A 15,765-nucleotide genomic window follows, 5' to 3' on the forward strand; every position below is an offset into this window, starting at 1 on the left:
CTCGCCCGAATCGGCCAACGCATCCTCGCCCTGACCTGCGCCATCTGGCATAACCGCACCACCGGCCAGCCCATCACACGATCGCTGACCGCCTACGACCACTAACCATTAGGACTTACTCATCTAGGCCCGGAAACGCTCCCGGTACCGGGCCGGGCTGAGGCCGAAGTGCCGGCGGAAGCGGCGGCTGGCGTAGTTGGGGTCCGGCCAGCCCACCCGGCGCCCGACCGCCGCGACCGGCAGGTCCGTCTCGATCAGCAGCGCCGCCGCGCGTTCCGCCCGCAGCCGCCCCAGGTACGCCATCGGCGGCACCCCCATCCGCCGGGTGAACAGCCGGGCCAGTCGTCCCGGGGACAACCCGGCCTCGGCGGCGAGGCGTTCGACCGTCCACCCCGCCGCCACGTCCCGCTCCAGCAGTCGCGCCGCGGCCGTCACCGCCGGGTGCGCCCGCGCGGGCGGCTCCCCGCCCGGCGGCAGCGCCCCACCCAGCACGCACAGCAGCAGACCCACCCGCACCTCCCGTGGCGCCCCACCCGCGGCCAGCGCCGCCAGGCTCGACTCCGCGAGCGCCAGCCCGGCGCCGGTCAGCGGCGGGAGCACGGCCGAGCCGTGCAGCGCCTCGGCGAACCGGGGATCCGCGCGCAGCCAGGCGAGTTCGTGGTCGAGCACCTCGGACCCGACGTAGACGTTGTGGACCGCGAGACCGGCGCAGGCGTCGTAGCCGTGCCAGTCGCCGGGACGCAGCAGCACCACCGAGCCCCGCTCCAGCCGCCGTTCGCCCGCCATCGACACGTGCGTCGCGCTGCCGCCCGTCACCACGGCGAGTTCGAGGAAGTCGTGGCTGTGCGCGGCGGTGGCCTCGGTCAGCTCGTGGCGCTCGGCCACCACGTGGTGCTCGCCCGGCGGGAAGACGTCCGCTCTGCGCACCCGGTGCATGACGGGATTGTGCTACACGTCGAGCGGTTCCGTGCTGTCCCGGTGGGCGGGCGCCTGCGAGCGTGAGGCGCATGACATCGACCACCGAACACCCCCGCACCTCCCCCGGCACGCTCACCGACGAGCAGGTCGCCCGCTACCGCCGCGACGGTTTCGTCCACCTGCCGGGCGTCGTCTCCCGACCGGACGCCGCGCGGTGGGCGAAGGCCGCGCTGGCCGCCCGCGAGCGGCTGGCCGACCACCACTCCGGCGCCGCCTTCACCCAACTGCTCCAGCTGTGGCGGCACGACGAGGAGCTGCGCGAGCTGACGCTCCACCCGGGTCTGGCGGCCATCGCCACCCGGCTGGCCGGCGTCCCGCTGCGGCTGTGGCACGACCAACTGCTCATCAAGGAGCCGCACAACGGCGCCGCCACCGAGTTCCACCAGGACCAGCCGTACTGGCCGCACACCGGCTCCCGGCACGCGCTGTCCGCCTGGGTGGCGCTGGTCGACGTGCCGGCGGAACGGGGCTGCATGACGTTCATCCCCGGCAGCCAGCGGCTGACGGGGCTGCGCGCCCAGGACCTGACCGACCGCGACGACCTGATGAACCTGGCGCCCGAGCTGCGCTTCCGGCCGCGCGTCACCGTGCCGTTGCGGGCCGGCGACTGCACGTTCCACGACTCCCGGCTGGCGCACACCGCGACGCCGAACCACACCGATGACCCGCGCGTCGCGCACGTCGTGATCTACGTGGACGCCGACACCCGCCTCGCCCCCGAGCCGGCCCACCCGGTGACCGAACCGCTCGGCCTGGCCCCGGGCGACCGGCTGCCGGACGCGCACTTCCCGCGCCTCGGGCCCGCCCCGCGGTGAGCGCGGCCCGGGACGCCGGGCCGGCGTCGACGTGGGAGAGGCGCACGGCGGACCCGATGTGGGTATAGGAGGAGCCGTACGCGGCCGTGCGCACTCGCCGGCCGGGTCGCCCACCACCCGGGCACCTGAAGATCACCGAAGCCGACGTCGACGTACGACCCACGCGTGGTCGGAGCGGTTCACGCTCGTCGCTCCGTTCCGCTCCGACCGCGCCGCGTCGTCCGACGGGAGAGACGGGAGCGGAGTCGATGCGGGAAGAACTGAGAGAGCAGGAGGCGGAAGCGTATGTGCGTGGCGTGTGCTTCAAGACCGGACCGCCCGAGCGGATCGGCGTGGAGACCGAGTGGCTGGTCCAGGACCGCCGGGACCCTCGGCTCCCCGTCCCCGACGACCGGCTGATCGCGGCCCTCACGCCGGTCGCCGCCGCGGACACGCTCCCCGGGGGAAGCAGGCTCACCCGAGAACCGGGTGGCCAGGTGGAGCTGAGTTCGCCGCCGGCCCGCTCGCTCGCCGCGTGTGTCGAGGCGACGGCCGCGGATCTCGCCGCGCTGCGCGACACCGTCGACCGCGCCGGTCTGGCGCTCGTCGGCCAGGGCCTGGACCCGTACCGCGAGCCGCCCCGGGTGCTCGACCATCCCCGCTACCGGGCCATGGAGGGCTTCTTCGACCGCGAGGGCCCCTGGGGCCGCGTGATGATGCGGCGCACCGCCTCCGTACAGGTCAACCTGGACTCCGGGGACGACTCCGACGGCTTCTCCGGATACCGCCGCCGCTGGGAACTCGCCCACCGGATCGGCCCCGTCCTCGTCGCCGCCTTCGCCAACTCCCCCCTGCGGGACGGCCGCCCGACCGGATGGCTCTCCACCCGGCAGGCCCTCTGGGCCCGGATGGACGCCGGCCGCACCCGACACCCCCGCCACCACCCCGACCCGCGCGTCTCCTGGAGCCGTTACGCGCTCGACGCGCGGGTGATGTGTGTCCGCGGCGCCGACGACCGTGACTGGTCCGCGCCGCCGGGGCTGACGTTCCGCGACTGGCTGCGCGGCGTCCCGGGGCTCAGGCCCGCCACGCGGGCCGACCTCGACTACCACCTCGGCACGCTCTTCCCACCGGTCAGACCGCGCGGCTGGCTGGAGCTGCGGATGATCGACGCCCAGCACGGCGACGGCTGGATCGTGCCGACCGTCCTGGCGGCGACCCTCCTCGACGACCCCGCCGCCCGCGACGCGGCCCTGGCGGCGACCGAGCCGCTGTGCCGGGACCCCGAGCCCTTTCCCGTCGACGAGGTCTGGCGACGGGCGGCCCGTGTCGGTCTCGCCGATCCGGATCTCGCGAAGGCGGCTCGCGTCTGCTTCGCCGCGGCCGACGGCGCCCTGGCGCGCCGCCGGGCCCCCGCGGCGCTGCGGCGGGCGCTGGCCGACTTCGCCGAGCGCTATCCGGAACGTGGCCGATGTCCCGCCCATGACCAGTTGGACGCGCTCAGCCGCGCGTGACCCGTCCGAAAGGGCAAGCCATGACGAACCAGCACCACGGCACCACCATGTCCGTCGCCGCCCGGGCCGCGTTGGAGACCGCCCGCCGCCGGACCCTGCGCCTCACCGACCCGGTCACCGACGCCGATCTCGTCGCCCAGCACTCGCGGCTGATGTCGCCCCTGGTGTGGGACCTGGCCCACATCGCCAACCAGGAGGACCTGTGGCTGGTGCGCACGGCCGGGCGGCGCGCCGGGCTGCGTCCCGACCTCGACCCGCTCTACGACGCCTTCCGGCACCCGCGCGCCGACCGCCCCGCCCTGCCGTTGCTGGGGCCGGCCGCCGCCCGCGACTACCTGACCGCCGTCCGCGCCGCGGCCCTCGAGGTGCTGGACGGCGCCGACACCTCGCCCGACAACCCAGACCCGCTGCTGGCGGACGGCTTCGTCTTCGGCATGCTCGCCCAGCACGAGCAGCAGCACGACGAGACGATGCTCGCCACCCTGCAACTGCGCGAGGGCGCCCCGGTCCTGCACGCGCCGGCGCCGCCGCCCGCGCCCGCCGACGTGGCCACGCTGCCCCGGGAGGTGCTGGTCCCCGGCGGCCGGTTCACGATGGGCACCAGCACCGACCCGTGGGCGCTGGACAACGAACGCCCGCACCACGTGCTGGACGTCCCCGCGTTCTGGCTGGACACGGTGCCCGTCAGCAACGCCGCCTACCAGGAGTTCATCGCGGCCGGCGGCTATCGCGAGCCCCGCTGGTGGACCCCGGAGGGCTGGCGGCACGTGCGGACGGCCGGTCTCGAGGCGCCGCTGTTCTGGCGCCGGGAGGGCGACCGGTGGCTGCGCCGCCGGTTCGGCGTCGTCGAGGAGGTCCCGCCCGACGAGCCGGTGCTGCACGTGTGCTGGTACGAGGCCGACGCGTACGCCAGGTGGGCCGGGCGGCGGCTGCCGACCGAGGCGGAGTGGGAGAAGGCGGCGCGCCACGACCCGGCCACCGGCCGCTCCCGCCGCTACCCCTGGGGCGACGCGGAGCCGGGGCCCGAGCACGCCAACCTCGGCCAGCGGCATCTCCAGCCGGCGCCGGTCGGCGGCTACCCGGCCGGCGCGGCGCCGAGCGGCGCCCGGCAGCTGGTCGGCGACGTCTGGGAGTGGACGGCCTCGGACTTCGCGCCCTACCCGGGATTCACCGCCTTCCCCTACAAGGAGTACTCCGAGGTCTTCTTCGGCCCCGACTACAAGGTGCTGCGCGGCGGCGCCTTCTCCGTCGACCCGGTGGCCTGCCGCGGCACCTTCCGCAACTGGGACTTCCCCGTCCGGCGGCAGATCTTCGCCGGCTTCCGCACCGCCAGGGACGCCTCGGGGGAGGGCCGCGCCTGATGTGCCGTCACCTCGCCTACCTGGGGCCGCCGGTGACGCTCGCGCGGTTGCTCACCGAACCGGCGCGCGGCCTGTACGAGCAGTCCTGGCGGCCCGCGCGGCAGCGGCACGGCACGGTGAACGCCGACGGGTTCGGCGTCGGCTGGTACCCGGCGGCGCCGGACGCCGCCGAGGGCGACGCCGGCCTCCCCCGGCCCGCCCGCTACCGCCGGGCGGTGCCGGTCTGGGCCGACGCCAACTTCCCCGAGCTGGCCGGGACGATCAGCAGCCACGCCGTGCTCGCGGCGGTCCGCTCGGCCACCGCCGGCACCACCCAGGACGAGTCGGCGGCGGCGCCCTTCCGCGACGGGCGCTGGCTGTTCAGCCACAACGGCGCCGTCCCCGACTGGACCCGGCTGCCCACCGGGCTGACCACCGCGGAGGCGCTCGCGGTCGAGGCGCACAGCGACTCGGCCCTGCTGTGGGCCCTGGTCGCCCGCCGGCTGCGGCGGGGCGAACCGCCGGCCGGCGCGCTGGCCGCGGTGGTCCGCCGGGTCGGCGCGGCCCGGCCCACCGCCCGGCTGAACCTCCTCCTCACCGACGGCCGCGTGATCGCCGCGACCGCCTGGGGGGACACCCTCTGGTTCCGGGCGGGACCGGCCACGGTCCTGGTCGCCTCGGAACCCGACGACGCGCCGGGCGACTGGCGTGAGGTCCCCGACCGTTCGCTGCTGCTGGCCACGACGGCCGGCGTGCGGATCATCCCCCTGCGCCCTCCGCTCCCCCACTCCAAGGAACCACGCACCATGGCCGATGACGGCTTCACGCTCGACGACCGGCTGCCCGCCGACCACGTCACCACCACCCTCCACGCGGACGTGCGCGAAGGGCTCGGCCGCGCACCCCGCTCCCTCTCCCCCAAGTGGTTCTACGACGAGCGCGGCAGTGACCTGTTCGAGCGGATCACCCGCCTTCCCGAGTACTACCTGACGCGCGCCGAGCAGGAGATCCTCGTCCGCCGCGCCCCGGAGATCGCCGCGCTGACCCGCGCCACGACCCTGATCGAGCTGGGCTCGGGCTCCTCCCGCAAGACCCGGCTGCTGCTCGACGCGCTGACCGCCGCCGGCACGCTGCGCCGCTACGCGCCCCTGGACGTCAGCGTCCCCGCCCTGGAAGCGGCCGGGGCCGCGATCCACCGCGACTACCCGGGGCTCGCGGTCTCCGCCACCGTCGCCGACTTCGAGTCCGAGCTCGTGCTGCCCGAGGATCCTGGACCGCGGCTGCTGGCCTTCCTCGGCAGCACCGTCGGCAACTTCGACGAGCCGCAGCGGCACGCGTTCTTCCGGTCTCTGTCGCGCGCGCTCAGTGGCGACGACGTGCTGCTGCTCGGGGCCGACCTGGTCAAGGAGCCCGAGGTCCTGGTCCGCGCCTACGACGACGCGGCCGGCGTCACCGCCGAGTTCAACCGGAACGTGCTGCGCGTCCTCAACCGCGAACTGGGCGCCGACTTCGACCCCGACCGCTTCGACCATGTCGCCCTGTGGAACCCGGAGTTCGAACGCGTCGAGATGCGGTTGCGCTCCCGCGCCACCCAGACCGTCAAGATCCCCGACCTGGATCTCACGCTCGAACTCGCCGCGGGCGAGGACCTGCGCACGGAGCTGTCGTGCAAGTTCCGCCGCGACGCCCTCACCGCCGAGCTCGAACGAGGCGGCCTCACCGTCCGCCGCTGGTGGACCGACCCGGCCGGTCGCTTCGCGCTCCTCCTGGCGGTCCCGACGTAGCCTCGGCGCGGAAGGTGGCCGGGCGGACCTGGTCCGCCCGGCCACCGGTCAGCGCGGGTGCGGTCCTTCGGCGCCGAGCTCAGCGTGGGGCCGGGTTGCCCTGGTGGGTGAAGGCGGCCCACAGGTGGATCCGGTCGAGGTCGGCGCGGGCGGCCTCGCGGCGCAGCGGGTCGCCGAGGCCGGGCGGCGGTCGGCGGTCCGGGTCGAGCATCCACAGTTGGGCGGCGCGCAACGCGTCGGCGGGGGCGAGGCCCTGGCCGGTGAGGAAGTCGTGGAACACGGCCATCATCAGCGCGGTCGCGCTGTCCCTGACGGCCCAGCGGGAGCCGACCACGTCGGCCGCGCCCCGGGCGACCAGGGCCGTGGCGAGGGTCAGTGCCTCGTCGTGGTCGCCCGTGCTCAGGTCGGTCTCGCAGGCGCTGAGCACGACCAGCGGGCCGTCCGCACCGGGTGCCGCGGCCTCGGCGTGGTCCAGGATCCGGGCGACGGTCAACTCCCCGTCGGCCAGCGAGAGCGCGGACCGGGTGGGGCTCGGGCCCGCCACGCCGTGGCAGGACACGTGCAGGACCGCTGCCGGCCGGCCGCCACCGGGCAGCACGGCCAGCAGGTCCGCGCAGCTTCCCGGCGCGTCCGGCACACCCTCGGCGGCCACGAACTCGCCGTACCGGTGGGCGTCCGGGTAGCAGGCCGCGCGCAGGGCCTCCGTCTCGATCTCCGCCCAGGCCAGGCTGAGTCGCGGGTCGGTGACCAGCACCCGGTGCCCGGCGGTGGGCAGCCGGTCGCGGGCGGCGGCCTTCAGGAACTGCGCCCCGGAGGGGGCGTAGCTGATCACCGCGTCCTGGCAGGCGTACCGGTCTCCCCCGAGCAGGATGCGCTGGCGCGCCGCGTGCCAGGGGACGACGCCCAGCGGGCCGCAGGGGACCAGCACGATCCGCGGCGGCCGGCCGAGGGGTTCGAGGGAGCCGAGGACCGGCCCGACGGCGGCGGCCCAGGCCCAGTCGCACAGGTCGCCGAGCGCCGCCTGCCACTCCGCCTCGGCGGCGTCGCGCGCCGCGGGCGACGCGTCCTGGGCGGCGGCCTGGCGGGTGCGCTCGGCGGTGGCGGTGAGGTAGCGGTCCAGCTGGTGGCTGCCGGGGGAGAGCAGCAGTGGGAGGGCGAGCACGGTGAGTTCGACGGATCCGGGGCGCAGCACCAGGGCGCGTCCCGGGATGTGGGGGCGGAAGCCCTCGCCGGGGACCAGGTAGACCAGCGCGTCGGCCCCCGAGGCGGCCAGCGCGGCGCTCAGGGCGGCGATGTCGGGGGTGCCGAGCAACTCCCGGGCGCCGGCGCCCTTCCCGACGCCCAGCGCGGCGAGCGCCCTGCGTCGCAGGCTGCCGGGCAGGCCGGGCCCCGGGTCCCGCGCCGTCTCCTCCGTGCCGCTCGCCGGCCGGAGCGGATGCCGGGGTGCCTGCGCCCGCCATCCCTCGGCCAGGTCGGCGTGCCCCCGGTCGGCCAGCAGCCGCGGCACGCTGGGGGCGGCGGCGGCCGTCCTGAGCACCAGGGCCCGGCCCAGCTCGAGCGCCTCCACCGCCTCGGCCGGGCGACGGTCCTCGGCGCACCGCAGGGCCAGCCACAGGGCCTCGCCGGTCGCGGCCCTGGCCACCGACAGGGCGTCCTCGGCGCCGAGTTGCCGAAGCACGTCGATGGCCATCACCTCGAGCGCCTCGCGGCGGAGGGCGCGGCTGGCCTTCCGGTCCTCGCTCGCGTGCCCGCCACCGGTCATCGCGCTCGTCCAGTGGGCCTTGGACAGCTCGATCAGCACCTCGACGTGCAACGGGGGGCCGTGGCCCTCGGCGACCAGGGCGCGGGCCCGGCTGAGCTCCGCGATGCACGGGTCGAGCAGGCTGAGGTCACTGCGGTGGGTGATCGCGCGGAGCATGGCCCGGCCGAGCTCCAACCGCAGCCGGCCCTCCTCGCGGCGGTACATCCTCGATCCCTCGATCACCGCGTGGGCCTCGGCGACGGCGCGGTCCACGACCTCCCGGCGGGGGTCCACCTCGGCCAGGGCGATCATCAACTGGGCCCGGAAGACGGGGTAGTACGGGGCGTACCGGAGCGGGATCGTGGCGGGGTCGATGTCCACCGCCTCCCGCAGGTAGCGGGCGGCGGCGGAGCGGTCGGCCGGGTCTCCGGTGCGGCTGGCACGAGCCTTGTAGGCGTGGCCGAGCCCGCCGGCGACGGTGACCCGGACGCCGGCGTCCGGCGCGGGGGTGGCGTACCAGTCGGTCAGCCGCTTGATCTGTTGCTCCGTCAGCCGGTCCATCGCCGCCTGGTCCAGGCCGCGGCGCGCCACCTGCTCCCCGGCGATGAGGCTCAACACGGCCACCATGTTGTCGCGTTCGTCGGCGACGGACAGCCCCTCGGCCATGGTCAGGGCGGCCACGCCGTCCTGGAGGCTGCCTTCGAGCCGGCCGGCGGTGACGAGGCGCTGGGCGAGGAGGTAGGACAGGAACCGCCGGGTGGTCGCGGCCCTCCTCCCCGTCGTGGGCAGGGCGTCGATCGCGTCCCGGAGCCAGGCCACGCTCCGTTCCAGGTGATCGATCTCGCCGCTCGCCCCCCACAGGTTGTCGATCATGACGTTGAGGTACCACTCCGCGCTGATCCTGCCCGGCCAGGCCGCACGTGCCTCGGGGTCGGGATCGCGCCGGGTCACCGCCGCGTCCATCTCGGAGAAGTCCAGCGACTCGGGCAGCAGGAGGTTTCCCTGCACGAGCAGGGCCGCGTGCAGCTTGGCGAGGCGGATCCGTCGCGTCCCCTCGGCGGGCAGGGCGAGCAGCGTCTCCCTGACGGCTCGCGCGACGCCGCCGACGCGCGCGGCGAGCGCCCGGGGGTCCCGCCCGTCCGTCCTGAGCGCGGCGAACAGTTCGCGCAGCGGCGTGAGGACCGGCCGGTCGAGCCCCAGGTCGGCGAGCTCCCGCTCGGCGTCCGCCTCGGCGACCCGGGTGCGGTCCGCCGTGTGGCACAGCCAGAACAGCAGGCGCATGCACCACACCCCGTCACGGCCCGCCAGGTGCGCCACCTCCCGCACGGCGGCGGCCAGCGCCTCCCCCGCGGCCTCGTCGTGGGGCGGCGCGGGGGCCGTGGTCTCCGCCGCCTCGGCCGCGCCGAGCGCCGGCGCCGGCGGGCTGTTCTCCGACGGGCCCGGGAGGGAGGACAGCAGCGCGGCGACGCGCTCCATGGCCGGCAGCACCGTCTCCCGCATCGCCAGGTCGCCGGCAACGACACGCGAGAGCACGTTCAGGGCCTCGGTGAGCCGCGCCCGCAGGGACTCGACCAGCTCCGGCGGCCCCGAGCCGTCGCGCGCCTCCGGGGGGATCTCGGCCGGGACGAGCAGTCCGGTCAGCTCGGTCCTGGCCCGCATGGCGAGCCGGTCGTCCAACGGCCTGGCGCGGTCGGTCCACCGCAGATGGTCGAGGGCGGCCGCCAGCTCCCCGGGATCGGCCTGCGGCTGGCCCTCGGCCCACGCCTTCATCAGCAGCCCGAGCCAGGGCACGACGGTCGCCCGGGCCGGGTCCTCCGCCGGTAACAGCCGTTCGACGGTGGCCAGATGCTCGATGACGAACCGCACCACGGCCATCCGCGGGTTCTTCCGCGCGTGCGGCCACAGCTGTTGCGCCTGACGGACGGCGACGGCGGCCCAGGCGCGGAACGCCGCGACCTCGTCGTCGCGCTGCGGGATCGTCATCGGCCGGGAATCCCCGGGGTGCTGGGGAGGTCGAGGTCCAGCCGCATCCGCTCCCGCAGTTCGGGCAGGCCGGCGCTCCACAGCTCGGTGATCCGGGCCTGGGCCGCGTCCGGCGAGTCGTCCGGGCCCGGCGTTCCGTTGGTGAGGCGCATCAGTATCCCGTAGGTGTGGTTGAGCCGGTGGTTCACCGTCCGGGCCGCGGCGAGCACGGGGGTGGGGGCGATGAGTTGGATCTCGGCGTAGGAGTCGGCGTGCGCGGCGCGGGCCCGGTGGAGCTCGGCGGTCGTCGTGTCGAGCCCGGTTCCGAGCCGGAGCGCGTGCAGTTGGTTGGTCAGGGCGGCCAGATAGCGTCGGGCGGCGGTGTTCAGGGCGGTGTAGCCGGCGCGGTGGACCAGGAGGGCGTCGTGCTTCGCCTGCTCCTCGCGGTCGGCGGTGCGCCACTGGTCGAGTCGGTTGAGCTCCTGGGTGATCGAACGGTTGGCCTGACGTTGGGTCAGCACCGCGGATATCAGGGTGCCCAACACCGCCATCCCCGTGACCAGCAGGGATTCCACCGTCCCGTTCACGTCCCCTCCCTGGTGCGGCGGCCTCCGGTGATGGTTCCGATCTCCATTGAAACCGGGAGGGGGCCCGGCTCGCAGCGTGCCGGCTGGGCATAGACAGGTCATTTTCTGTCCGAACGCCCGTTGGCACCTTTCGCGGTGGCCCAGGATCCCCAAGATGAACGGGAGGGCACTGTCCGGAGGAGGGGCCATGGCGGGGGTCGAGGAAGCGCTGCGGAGAGCCGACGACTTGCTGCCGAGGCTCCCGACGAGTTCGAACGTCGCGGCCGCGTCGGGGGGGCCTCCGGCATCCGGTGCCACCGATCCCGGGATCCTGGACTCGACCGTCCGGGAGCTGGCGGAGGCCGAAGCGCGACGGGCGCCGGACGATCCCGGGGCGGCGACGCTCCGGGCTCGGCTCGGCTGCCTGTACGGCAAGCGCTACCTGCGGGGGGCGGACTCGGCCGGGGACCGGGAGGAGGGGATCCGGCTGCTCCGCGCGGTGCGCGGAGCAGCCGGACTCGGGCCCGAGGACCGGTTCCGGGTCCGGCTGACGCTGGCGCTGCTGCTGAGCCGGATGCCCCAGTGGGGACCCAACGGCGAGCAGCCCGGCCTCGACCAGGTCATCGAATGGTCGATGCGGAATCCCATGAACGACGCGCGGCTGCTGGCCGAGATGGCCGAGGCGAAGGAAGTGCTGGCCGAGCTGCGGGCGACGCTGCCCCCGAGCCCGCTGGATCCCGAACTGTCCCGGCTCGAGTCCGTGCTGGCCACGTTCCACCGGCTGGCGACCGGCGGGGACTACCAGGGGATGCTGGGGTTCTTCGAGCGGACCCTGGCCGAGCAGCGGGATCGGGTGCCCGACGCCGAGCAGACGCTGGCGCTGCTGCGGACCATGCGCACGATGCTGCCGACGCGGGTCACCGGGCCCACGGAGCCTCCGCCGGCGCCAACCGACGGGCTGCCCGCCCGGTCCGACCCGGCGAGCGAGGAGAAGGCGAGACGGGAGACGGCGGCCATGTTGCTGGGGGTCGAGACCCAGACGCCGGGACTCATCGGGACGGACCAGCTGGGCCAGCTCGTCGAACTCCTCGGCGCCGCGCCCACGTCACCCGCCGAGGGCGCCGACGCCTCGGCCGACGTGCTGCTCGGCGGACTGGGCAGGGCGCTCCTCGCGGTGCGGACGGGACAGGCCGAGCACGCCGTCGACAGCGTGGCACAGCTGCGCCGGGGGGCCGAGAGCCTGCCGCCGGACCACGAGCTCGTGGACCTGGCCCGGACGGGAATCGCCGCGTTGCCGATGCTCACCAGGATCACCAGGGGCGGCAACATCCAGGACATCGAGGCGGCGCTGCGGAGGTTGGCCGAACTCGCTCCCGGGCCGACGGACGATGTGGCCGCGCTCCTCGACGCCCCGGCGGGGGAGCTTCTCCTGTCCGCCAGGTTGTCGTACCTCTTCCTCCAGCTGGCCGGGCTGTCCGGCGCACGGGAGGACGTGGAGAAGATCGACGAGGTGATCCGCGAGTTGCTTCCCGTCGTGGAGGGGACGGGGCTGCCGCCGGTGTTGTCCTTCCAGGCCGGCTACCTGCTCGCGCTGGCCCATCTGACCCGGGCCAGTGTGCTCGGCCTGGTCACCGACGTGCGACGCGCCGTCTTCCACCTCGAACGGCTGCTGGAGGGGAACGACGCGTTGCCGCCGACGCTGCGCACGTTGCCGACGATGATGCTCCTGCCCCTGTTGGCGTTCACGGCGCAGTTGGAGCGTGACCCGGAGCGGCTCGTCGGGGTGATCGAGCGCTTCCGCCCGGGTCTGGACGGTGCGTCGTTGGCGGCGAACCAGCGCGCGGTCGCCCGTGCGCTCCTGGCGCTCGCCCTGTCGTCCGCGTACGAGCTGACCGGTGACCGGGCCCATCTCGACGACATGATCCACGAGTTGGAACGGGGCAGGGCGGCGCTCGCCGAGGGCGGAGACCTGTGGAGCACCGGCCAGGTGCTGTGGCAGCTGGCCGAGGCGTACGGCACCCGCGGCGACCCGACGCTCGACGACCGGCGGAACGCGATCGCCACCGGCCTCGACGCACTGCGCGTCGTGGGCGAGGACGTGCTGATGCAGCTGGGGGCCGAGCACGGGCTCCAGGTGGCCAGGGACGCCGCCAGCCGCGCGCTGCGCGTCGCCGCCTGGTCGGTGGACGAGGGGGACGTCGAGGCGGCGGTCGCGGCACTGGAGGCCGGCCGCGCGCTGGTGCTGCGGGCCGCGGCCGCCTCGTCGGGGGTCCCGGAGCAGCTGGCTGCCCTCGGTCACCGCCAGCTGGCCGAGCAGTGGCGGCGAGCCGTGCCCGAGGGTGGCCCATGGCCCGGCGGCCCGGCGGGAGCCGAGGGCCCGCGGCACACGGTCAACGCGCTGCTGGCCGATGTCGACGGCAACTCGGCCATCCCCAGCACCCTCCGCCGGCGGGCCCTGGACGCGCTGCGTCAGGGCGGGGACGGCCGGCGTCCGCTGCTGTCCATGCCCGGCGTTGCCGAACTGCTCGCCGGCCTCGCCGACTGCGGCGCCGACGCGCTGGTCTACCTGATCCCCGGGGACGGCGACGCGGACGGCGCCGCGCTGGTCCTGGACCGGGCGGGCGGCGACCCGGTGCTGCGGCTGCCCGGGCTGAGCCGGATCGCCCGCGGCCCGCTGGAGGACTACCTGCGCGCCGGTGAGCGCCGCTCCACCCGTCCGGGACCCGAGGCCGAGGAGCGGTGGGAGGCCGCCCTCGACGAGCTGTGCTCCTGGGCCGGGCGCGCCGTCGTCGGGCCGCTGCTCGACCGGCTCGGGCCCCGGGACGCGCCGCCCCGCGTCGTCCTCGTGCCCTGCGGCAACCTGGGCGTGGTTCCCTGGCACGCGGCGCGACTCAGGAGCGGCTTCGCGCTCGCGCGAGCCGTCTTCTCCTACGCGGCCTCCGGAGCCCAGTTCCTCGACGCGGCCCGCCGCCGGCGGCTGCCGCCGCGCGACCGCGCGGTGCTGGTCGCCGACCCCCGTCTCGACCTGCTGTGGGCCTCCGAGGAGGTCACCACGCTGCGCGACACCTGCTATGAAGAGGCACTGCTGTACGGGGGGTTCCTTGACGAGACGGTACGGGTGCGGGGCCCCGGCACCCCGGACGAGTTGCTCGGCGTGCTGCCCGGCGCGGCGGGGGGCGAGGCGGCCTCGCTGCTGCACATCGCCTCGCACGGTTCGGCGGGCCCTCGGCCGACCGTCTCGGCGCTCGACCTGGCGGAGTCACCGGACGGTCCCGGCACGCTGAGCGTCACCCGCATCCTGGACCGGACGGGCGGGCCTGGCCCCGGCGAGCGGGGTCCGCTGGTGGTGCTCAGCGCCTGCGAGACCGATCTGAGTCAGCGGGACCACGACGAGGCGCTCACCCTGACCACCGCGTTCGTGGCGCGCGGCGCGGCGGACGTGGTCGGCACCCGGTGGACGACCCGGGACGGGGTGTCGGCGCTGCTGATGGCGGTGTTCCACCACCACCTGACGGCCGGCTCGCTGGCACCCGCCGACGCGCTGCGCGCCGCCCAGCTGTGGATGCTGGACCCGGCGCGACAGGCCCCGCCCGGGGTGAGCCCGGAGCTGCGGCGCGAGGTGCGACGGCCGTCGCTCGGCCGGATTCCGGCCTGGGCGGCCTTCATCCACCAGGGCAGCCCACGCCCGTTCGGCCCGGCGGAGGGCAAGGGGAAGGCAGGGGATGGGAGGGCAGAGGGATGAACGCCGACGCGCTGCTCGATCTCATCGGCCGGCACGTGCACCGGATCCGTGGCGAGCTGACGGAAGGCCAGTTCGACCAACTCCTCGCGGCGGTGCGGGCGCTGTCCGAGTCCGGCGGGGACGGGACCGCCGCGCGCCGCGCGCTGCTCCTGGTCAGGCGGGCGCTGTTGCCGCTGCCCGACGGCGACCCGGTGCGGGAGGCCGCGGTCGACCAGCTCCGGCTGAGCCCGGCCGGGCCCGGCTCCGCGCCGGAGCGGGCCGGGACTCTGTTGCCGCGCCTGCTGGCCTCGCTCGGGCACGGCGAGCCGGGGCAGGAGGAGGCCGACCCGGGGGAGGTCATCGCCGCGGTGCGGCGGCGGCTGCTCGCCGCGCCCTCCCGGTCCGCCGCCGAGCTCGATCCCCGGGTCGCCGTGGATCCGCTGGCGGCGGGGTTGATCCGGCTGAACGACCCCGAGCGCGGCCCCCGTTACCCCGACTTCCAGTTCGATCCGGACGACGGCGGCCCGTTCGCCGTCGTGGCCCGGATCAACCGGCTGCTGCTGGCCGACCAGGACCCCTGGGGGGCGGCCGACTGGTGGCTCGCCGGCAACCGCTGGCTCGCGGACCCGCCGGCCAGCCTCATCGGGCGGGTCCCGGACGAGTTGCTCACGGCCGCGGCCCGGGCGCTGGTGGAGGGGGACTGATGCCTGCCTTCCCGCCCCCGCCCGGACTGACCCCGCACCGGCTGACCCTCGACGCCGACACCCCGCTGTGGCGTTGCCACCGCACCCAGCACCCCGTCACCGGCTTCAACCCGGTGGCCGCTCACCCGCACTTCGGGGGCAGCCGCTTCGACGGGACGGCCGACGACCCGTTCCCCTACCTGTACGTCGCGGAGGAGCCGGCCACCGCGCTGGCCGAGGTCTTCCTGCGCTCCGTGGAGTTCGACCCGCTGGCCAACGCCCGGCTGATCCCCCGGGCGCAGGCGGCCCGCTACTCGCTGTCCCGGCTGACCACCTCGGCGCCGCTGGAACTCGTCGCGCTGGTGACCGAGGAGGACCTGGCCGCGGTCTGCCAGGACTCCTGGCTGCTGGAGACCGAGGGCGCCGGCTACGCGCAGACCAGGCACTGGGCGCAGGCGCTGCGCCGGGACGCCGTCTGGGCGCAGGGGATGGTCTGGCAGTCACGCCGTCACCGGCCGCGCCTGGCGTACGTGCTGTTCGGGGACCGCCGCAGCGAGGCGGCGCTGAAGGCCGATCCCGAGTACTCCTTCGACCTGGGCACCGAGGCCGGCCGGCGGGAGGCCAACCGGCTGCTGGCGGGCCTGCGGGCCGCGATCGCACCGCCCGAGGCGCCGCTCTGAGC

10 protein-coding genes and 2 pseudogenes are annotated in these 15,765 nt (G+C 75.6%); 9 read left to right on the forward strand and 3 right to left on the reverse strand.

From position 1 onward, the window contains the following. Positions 1-105 (forward strand): annotated as a pseudogene (locus RNC47_RS11470) (IS982 family transposase); the annotation flags it as partial. An 18-nt stretch (positions 106-123) separates the two neighbouring features. Here the strand turns inward: RNC47_RS11470 and RNC47_RS11475 are convergent. Beyond that, positions 124-936: a helix-turn-helix transcriptional regulator gene (locus RNC47_RS11475; protein ID WP_311597961.1), complete on the reverse strand. Its 813-nt coding sequence runs from the start codon at positions 934-936 to the stop codon at positions 124-126. Positions 937-1,007: 71 nt separating this feature from the next. Between RNC47_RS11475 and RNC47_RS11480 the strand changes: the two genes are divergently transcribed. From RNC47_RS11480 to egtD, 5 genes and pseudogenes are all read left to right on the forward strand, one after another. Further along, positions 1,008-1,793: a phytanoyl-CoA dioxygenase family protein gene (locus RNC47_RS11480; RefSeq protein WP_311597963.1), complete on the forward strand. Its 786-nt coding sequence runs from the start codon at positions 1,008-1,010 to the stop codon at positions 1,791-1,793. Positions 1,794-2,041: 248 nt separating this feature from the next. Next, positions 2,042-3,286, forward strand: coding sequence for an ergothioneine biosynthesis glutamate--cysteine ligase EgtA (egtA, locus tag RNC47_RS11485; RefSeq protein WP_311597965.1), 1,245 nt, complete (start codon positions 2,042-2,044; stop codon positions 3,284-3,286). A 20-nt stretch (positions 3,287-3,306) separates the two neighbouring features. After that, on the forward strand, positions 3,307-4,647 hold the full coding sequence (gene egtB, locus RNC47_RS11490; RefSeq protein WP_311597967.1) for an ergothioneine biosynthesis protein EgtB: 1,341 nt from the start codon (positions 3,307-3,309) through the stop codon (positions 4,645-4,647). Continuing rightward, positions 4,647-5,336, forward strand: a pseudogene (egtC, locus tag RNC47_RS11495) (ergothioneine biosynthesis protein EgtC); the annotation flags it as partial. The gene egtB and the pseudogene egtC, both read left to right, overlap by 1 nt. Before the next feature lie 96 nt (positions 5,337-5,432). Further along, positions 5,433-6,410: an L-histidine N(alpha)-methyltransferase gene (gene egtD, locus RNC47_RS11500; protein ID WP_311598111.1), complete on the forward strand. Its 978-nt coding sequence runs from the start codon at positions 5,433-5,435 to the stop codon at positions 6,408-6,410. Between the two features lie 79 nt (positions 6,411-6,489). On the opposite strand, the gene RNC47_RS11505 is transcribed toward egtD, so the two are convergent. After that, positions 6,490-10,134 carry a CHAT domain-containing protein gene (locus RNC47_RS11505; protein ID WP_311597969.1) on the reverse strand — a complete coding sequence of 1,215 codons (3,645 nt, stop codon included), beginning with the start codon at positions 10,132-10,134 and terminating at the stop codon, positions 6,490-6,492. Beyond that, complete coding sequence (locus tag RNC47_RS11510) at positions 10,131-10,700, reverse strand: hypothetical protein (protein WP_311597971.1); 570 nt, start codon at positions 10,698-10,700, stop codon at positions 10,131-10,133. The genes RNC47_RS11505 and RNC47_RS11510 overlap by 4 nt, the downstream gene beginning before the upstream one ends. Positions 10,701-10,887: 187 nt before the next feature. Here RNC47_RS11510 and RNC47_RS11515 point away from each other — a divergent pair, with 187 nt between their 5' ends. Genes RNC47_RS11515 through RNC47_RS11525 form a run of 3 tightly spaced genes read left to right on the forward strand, consistent with a single transcriptional unit; the run spans position 10,888 to position 15,763 of the window. After that, a complete protein-coding gene (locus RNC47_RS11515) occupies positions 10,888-14,421 on the forward strand; it encodes a CHAT domain-containing protein (RefSeq protein ID WP_311597973.1) in 3,534 nt (1,177 codons plus the stop codon). Then, a complete protein-coding gene (locus RNC47_RS11520; protein ID WP_311597974.1) occupies positions 14,418-15,104 on the forward strand; it encodes a hypothetical protein in 687 nt (228 codons plus the stop codon). The genes RNC47_RS11515 and RNC47_RS11520 overlap by 4 nt, the downstream gene beginning before the upstream one ends. Beyond that, complete coding sequence (locus RNC47_RS11525; protein ID WP_311597975.1) at positions 15,104-15,763, forward strand: RES family NAD+ phosphorylase; 660 nt, start codon at positions 15,104-15,106, stop codon at positions 15,761-15,763. Before RNC47_RS11520 ends, RNC47_RS11525 begins: the two co-directional genes overlap by 1 nt. Positions 15,764-15,765: the final 2 nt, after the last annotated feature.

This window comes from Streptomyces millisiae (assembly GCF_031845425.1).
GTDB classification, from domain to species: Bacteria; Actinomycetota; Actinomycetes; order Streptomycetales; family Streptomycetaceae; genus Streptomyces; species Streptomyces millisiae.

What these genes read in the sequence shown, in the direction of transcription:
- RNC47_RS11475 (WP_311597961.1), bottom strand. Translation starts at nt 936, where the DNA reads ATGCACCGGGTGCGCAGAGCGGACGTCTTCCCGCCGGGCGAGCACCAC.
- RNC47_RS11480 (WP_311597963.1), top strand. Translation starts at nt 1,008, where the DNA reads ATGACATCGACCACCGAACACCCCCGCACCTCCCCCGGCACGCTCACC.
- egtA (WP_311597965.1), top strand. Translation starts at nt 2,042, where the DNA reads ATGCGGGAAGAACTGAGAGAGCAGGAGGCGGAAGCGTATGTGCGTGGC.
- egtB (WP_311597967.1), top strand. Translation starts at nt 3,307, where the DNA reads ATGACGAACCAGCACCACGGCACCACCATGTCCGTCGCCGCCCGGGCC.
- egtD (WP_311598111.1), top strand. Translation starts at nt 5,433, where the DNA reads ATGGCCGATGACGGCTTCACGCTCGACGACCGGCTGCCCGCCGACCAC.
- RNC47_RS11505 (WP_311597969.1), bottom strand. Translation starts at nt 10,134, where the DNA reads ATGACGATCCCGCAGCGCGACGACGAGGTCGCGGCGTTCCGCGCCTGG.
- RNC47_RS11515 (WP_311597973.1), top strand. Translation starts at nt 10,888, where the DNA reads ATGGCGGGGGTCGAGGAAGCGCTGCGGAGAGCCGACGACTTGCTGCCG.
- RNC47_RS11520 (WP_311597974.1), top strand. Translation starts at nt 14,418, where the DNA reads ATGAACGCCGACGCGCTGCTCGATCTCATCGGCCGGCACGTGCACCGG.
- RNC47_RS11525 (WP_311597975.1), top strand. Translation starts at nt 15,104, where the DNA reads ATGCCTGCCTTCCCGCCCCCGCCCGGACTGACCCCGCACCGGCTGACC.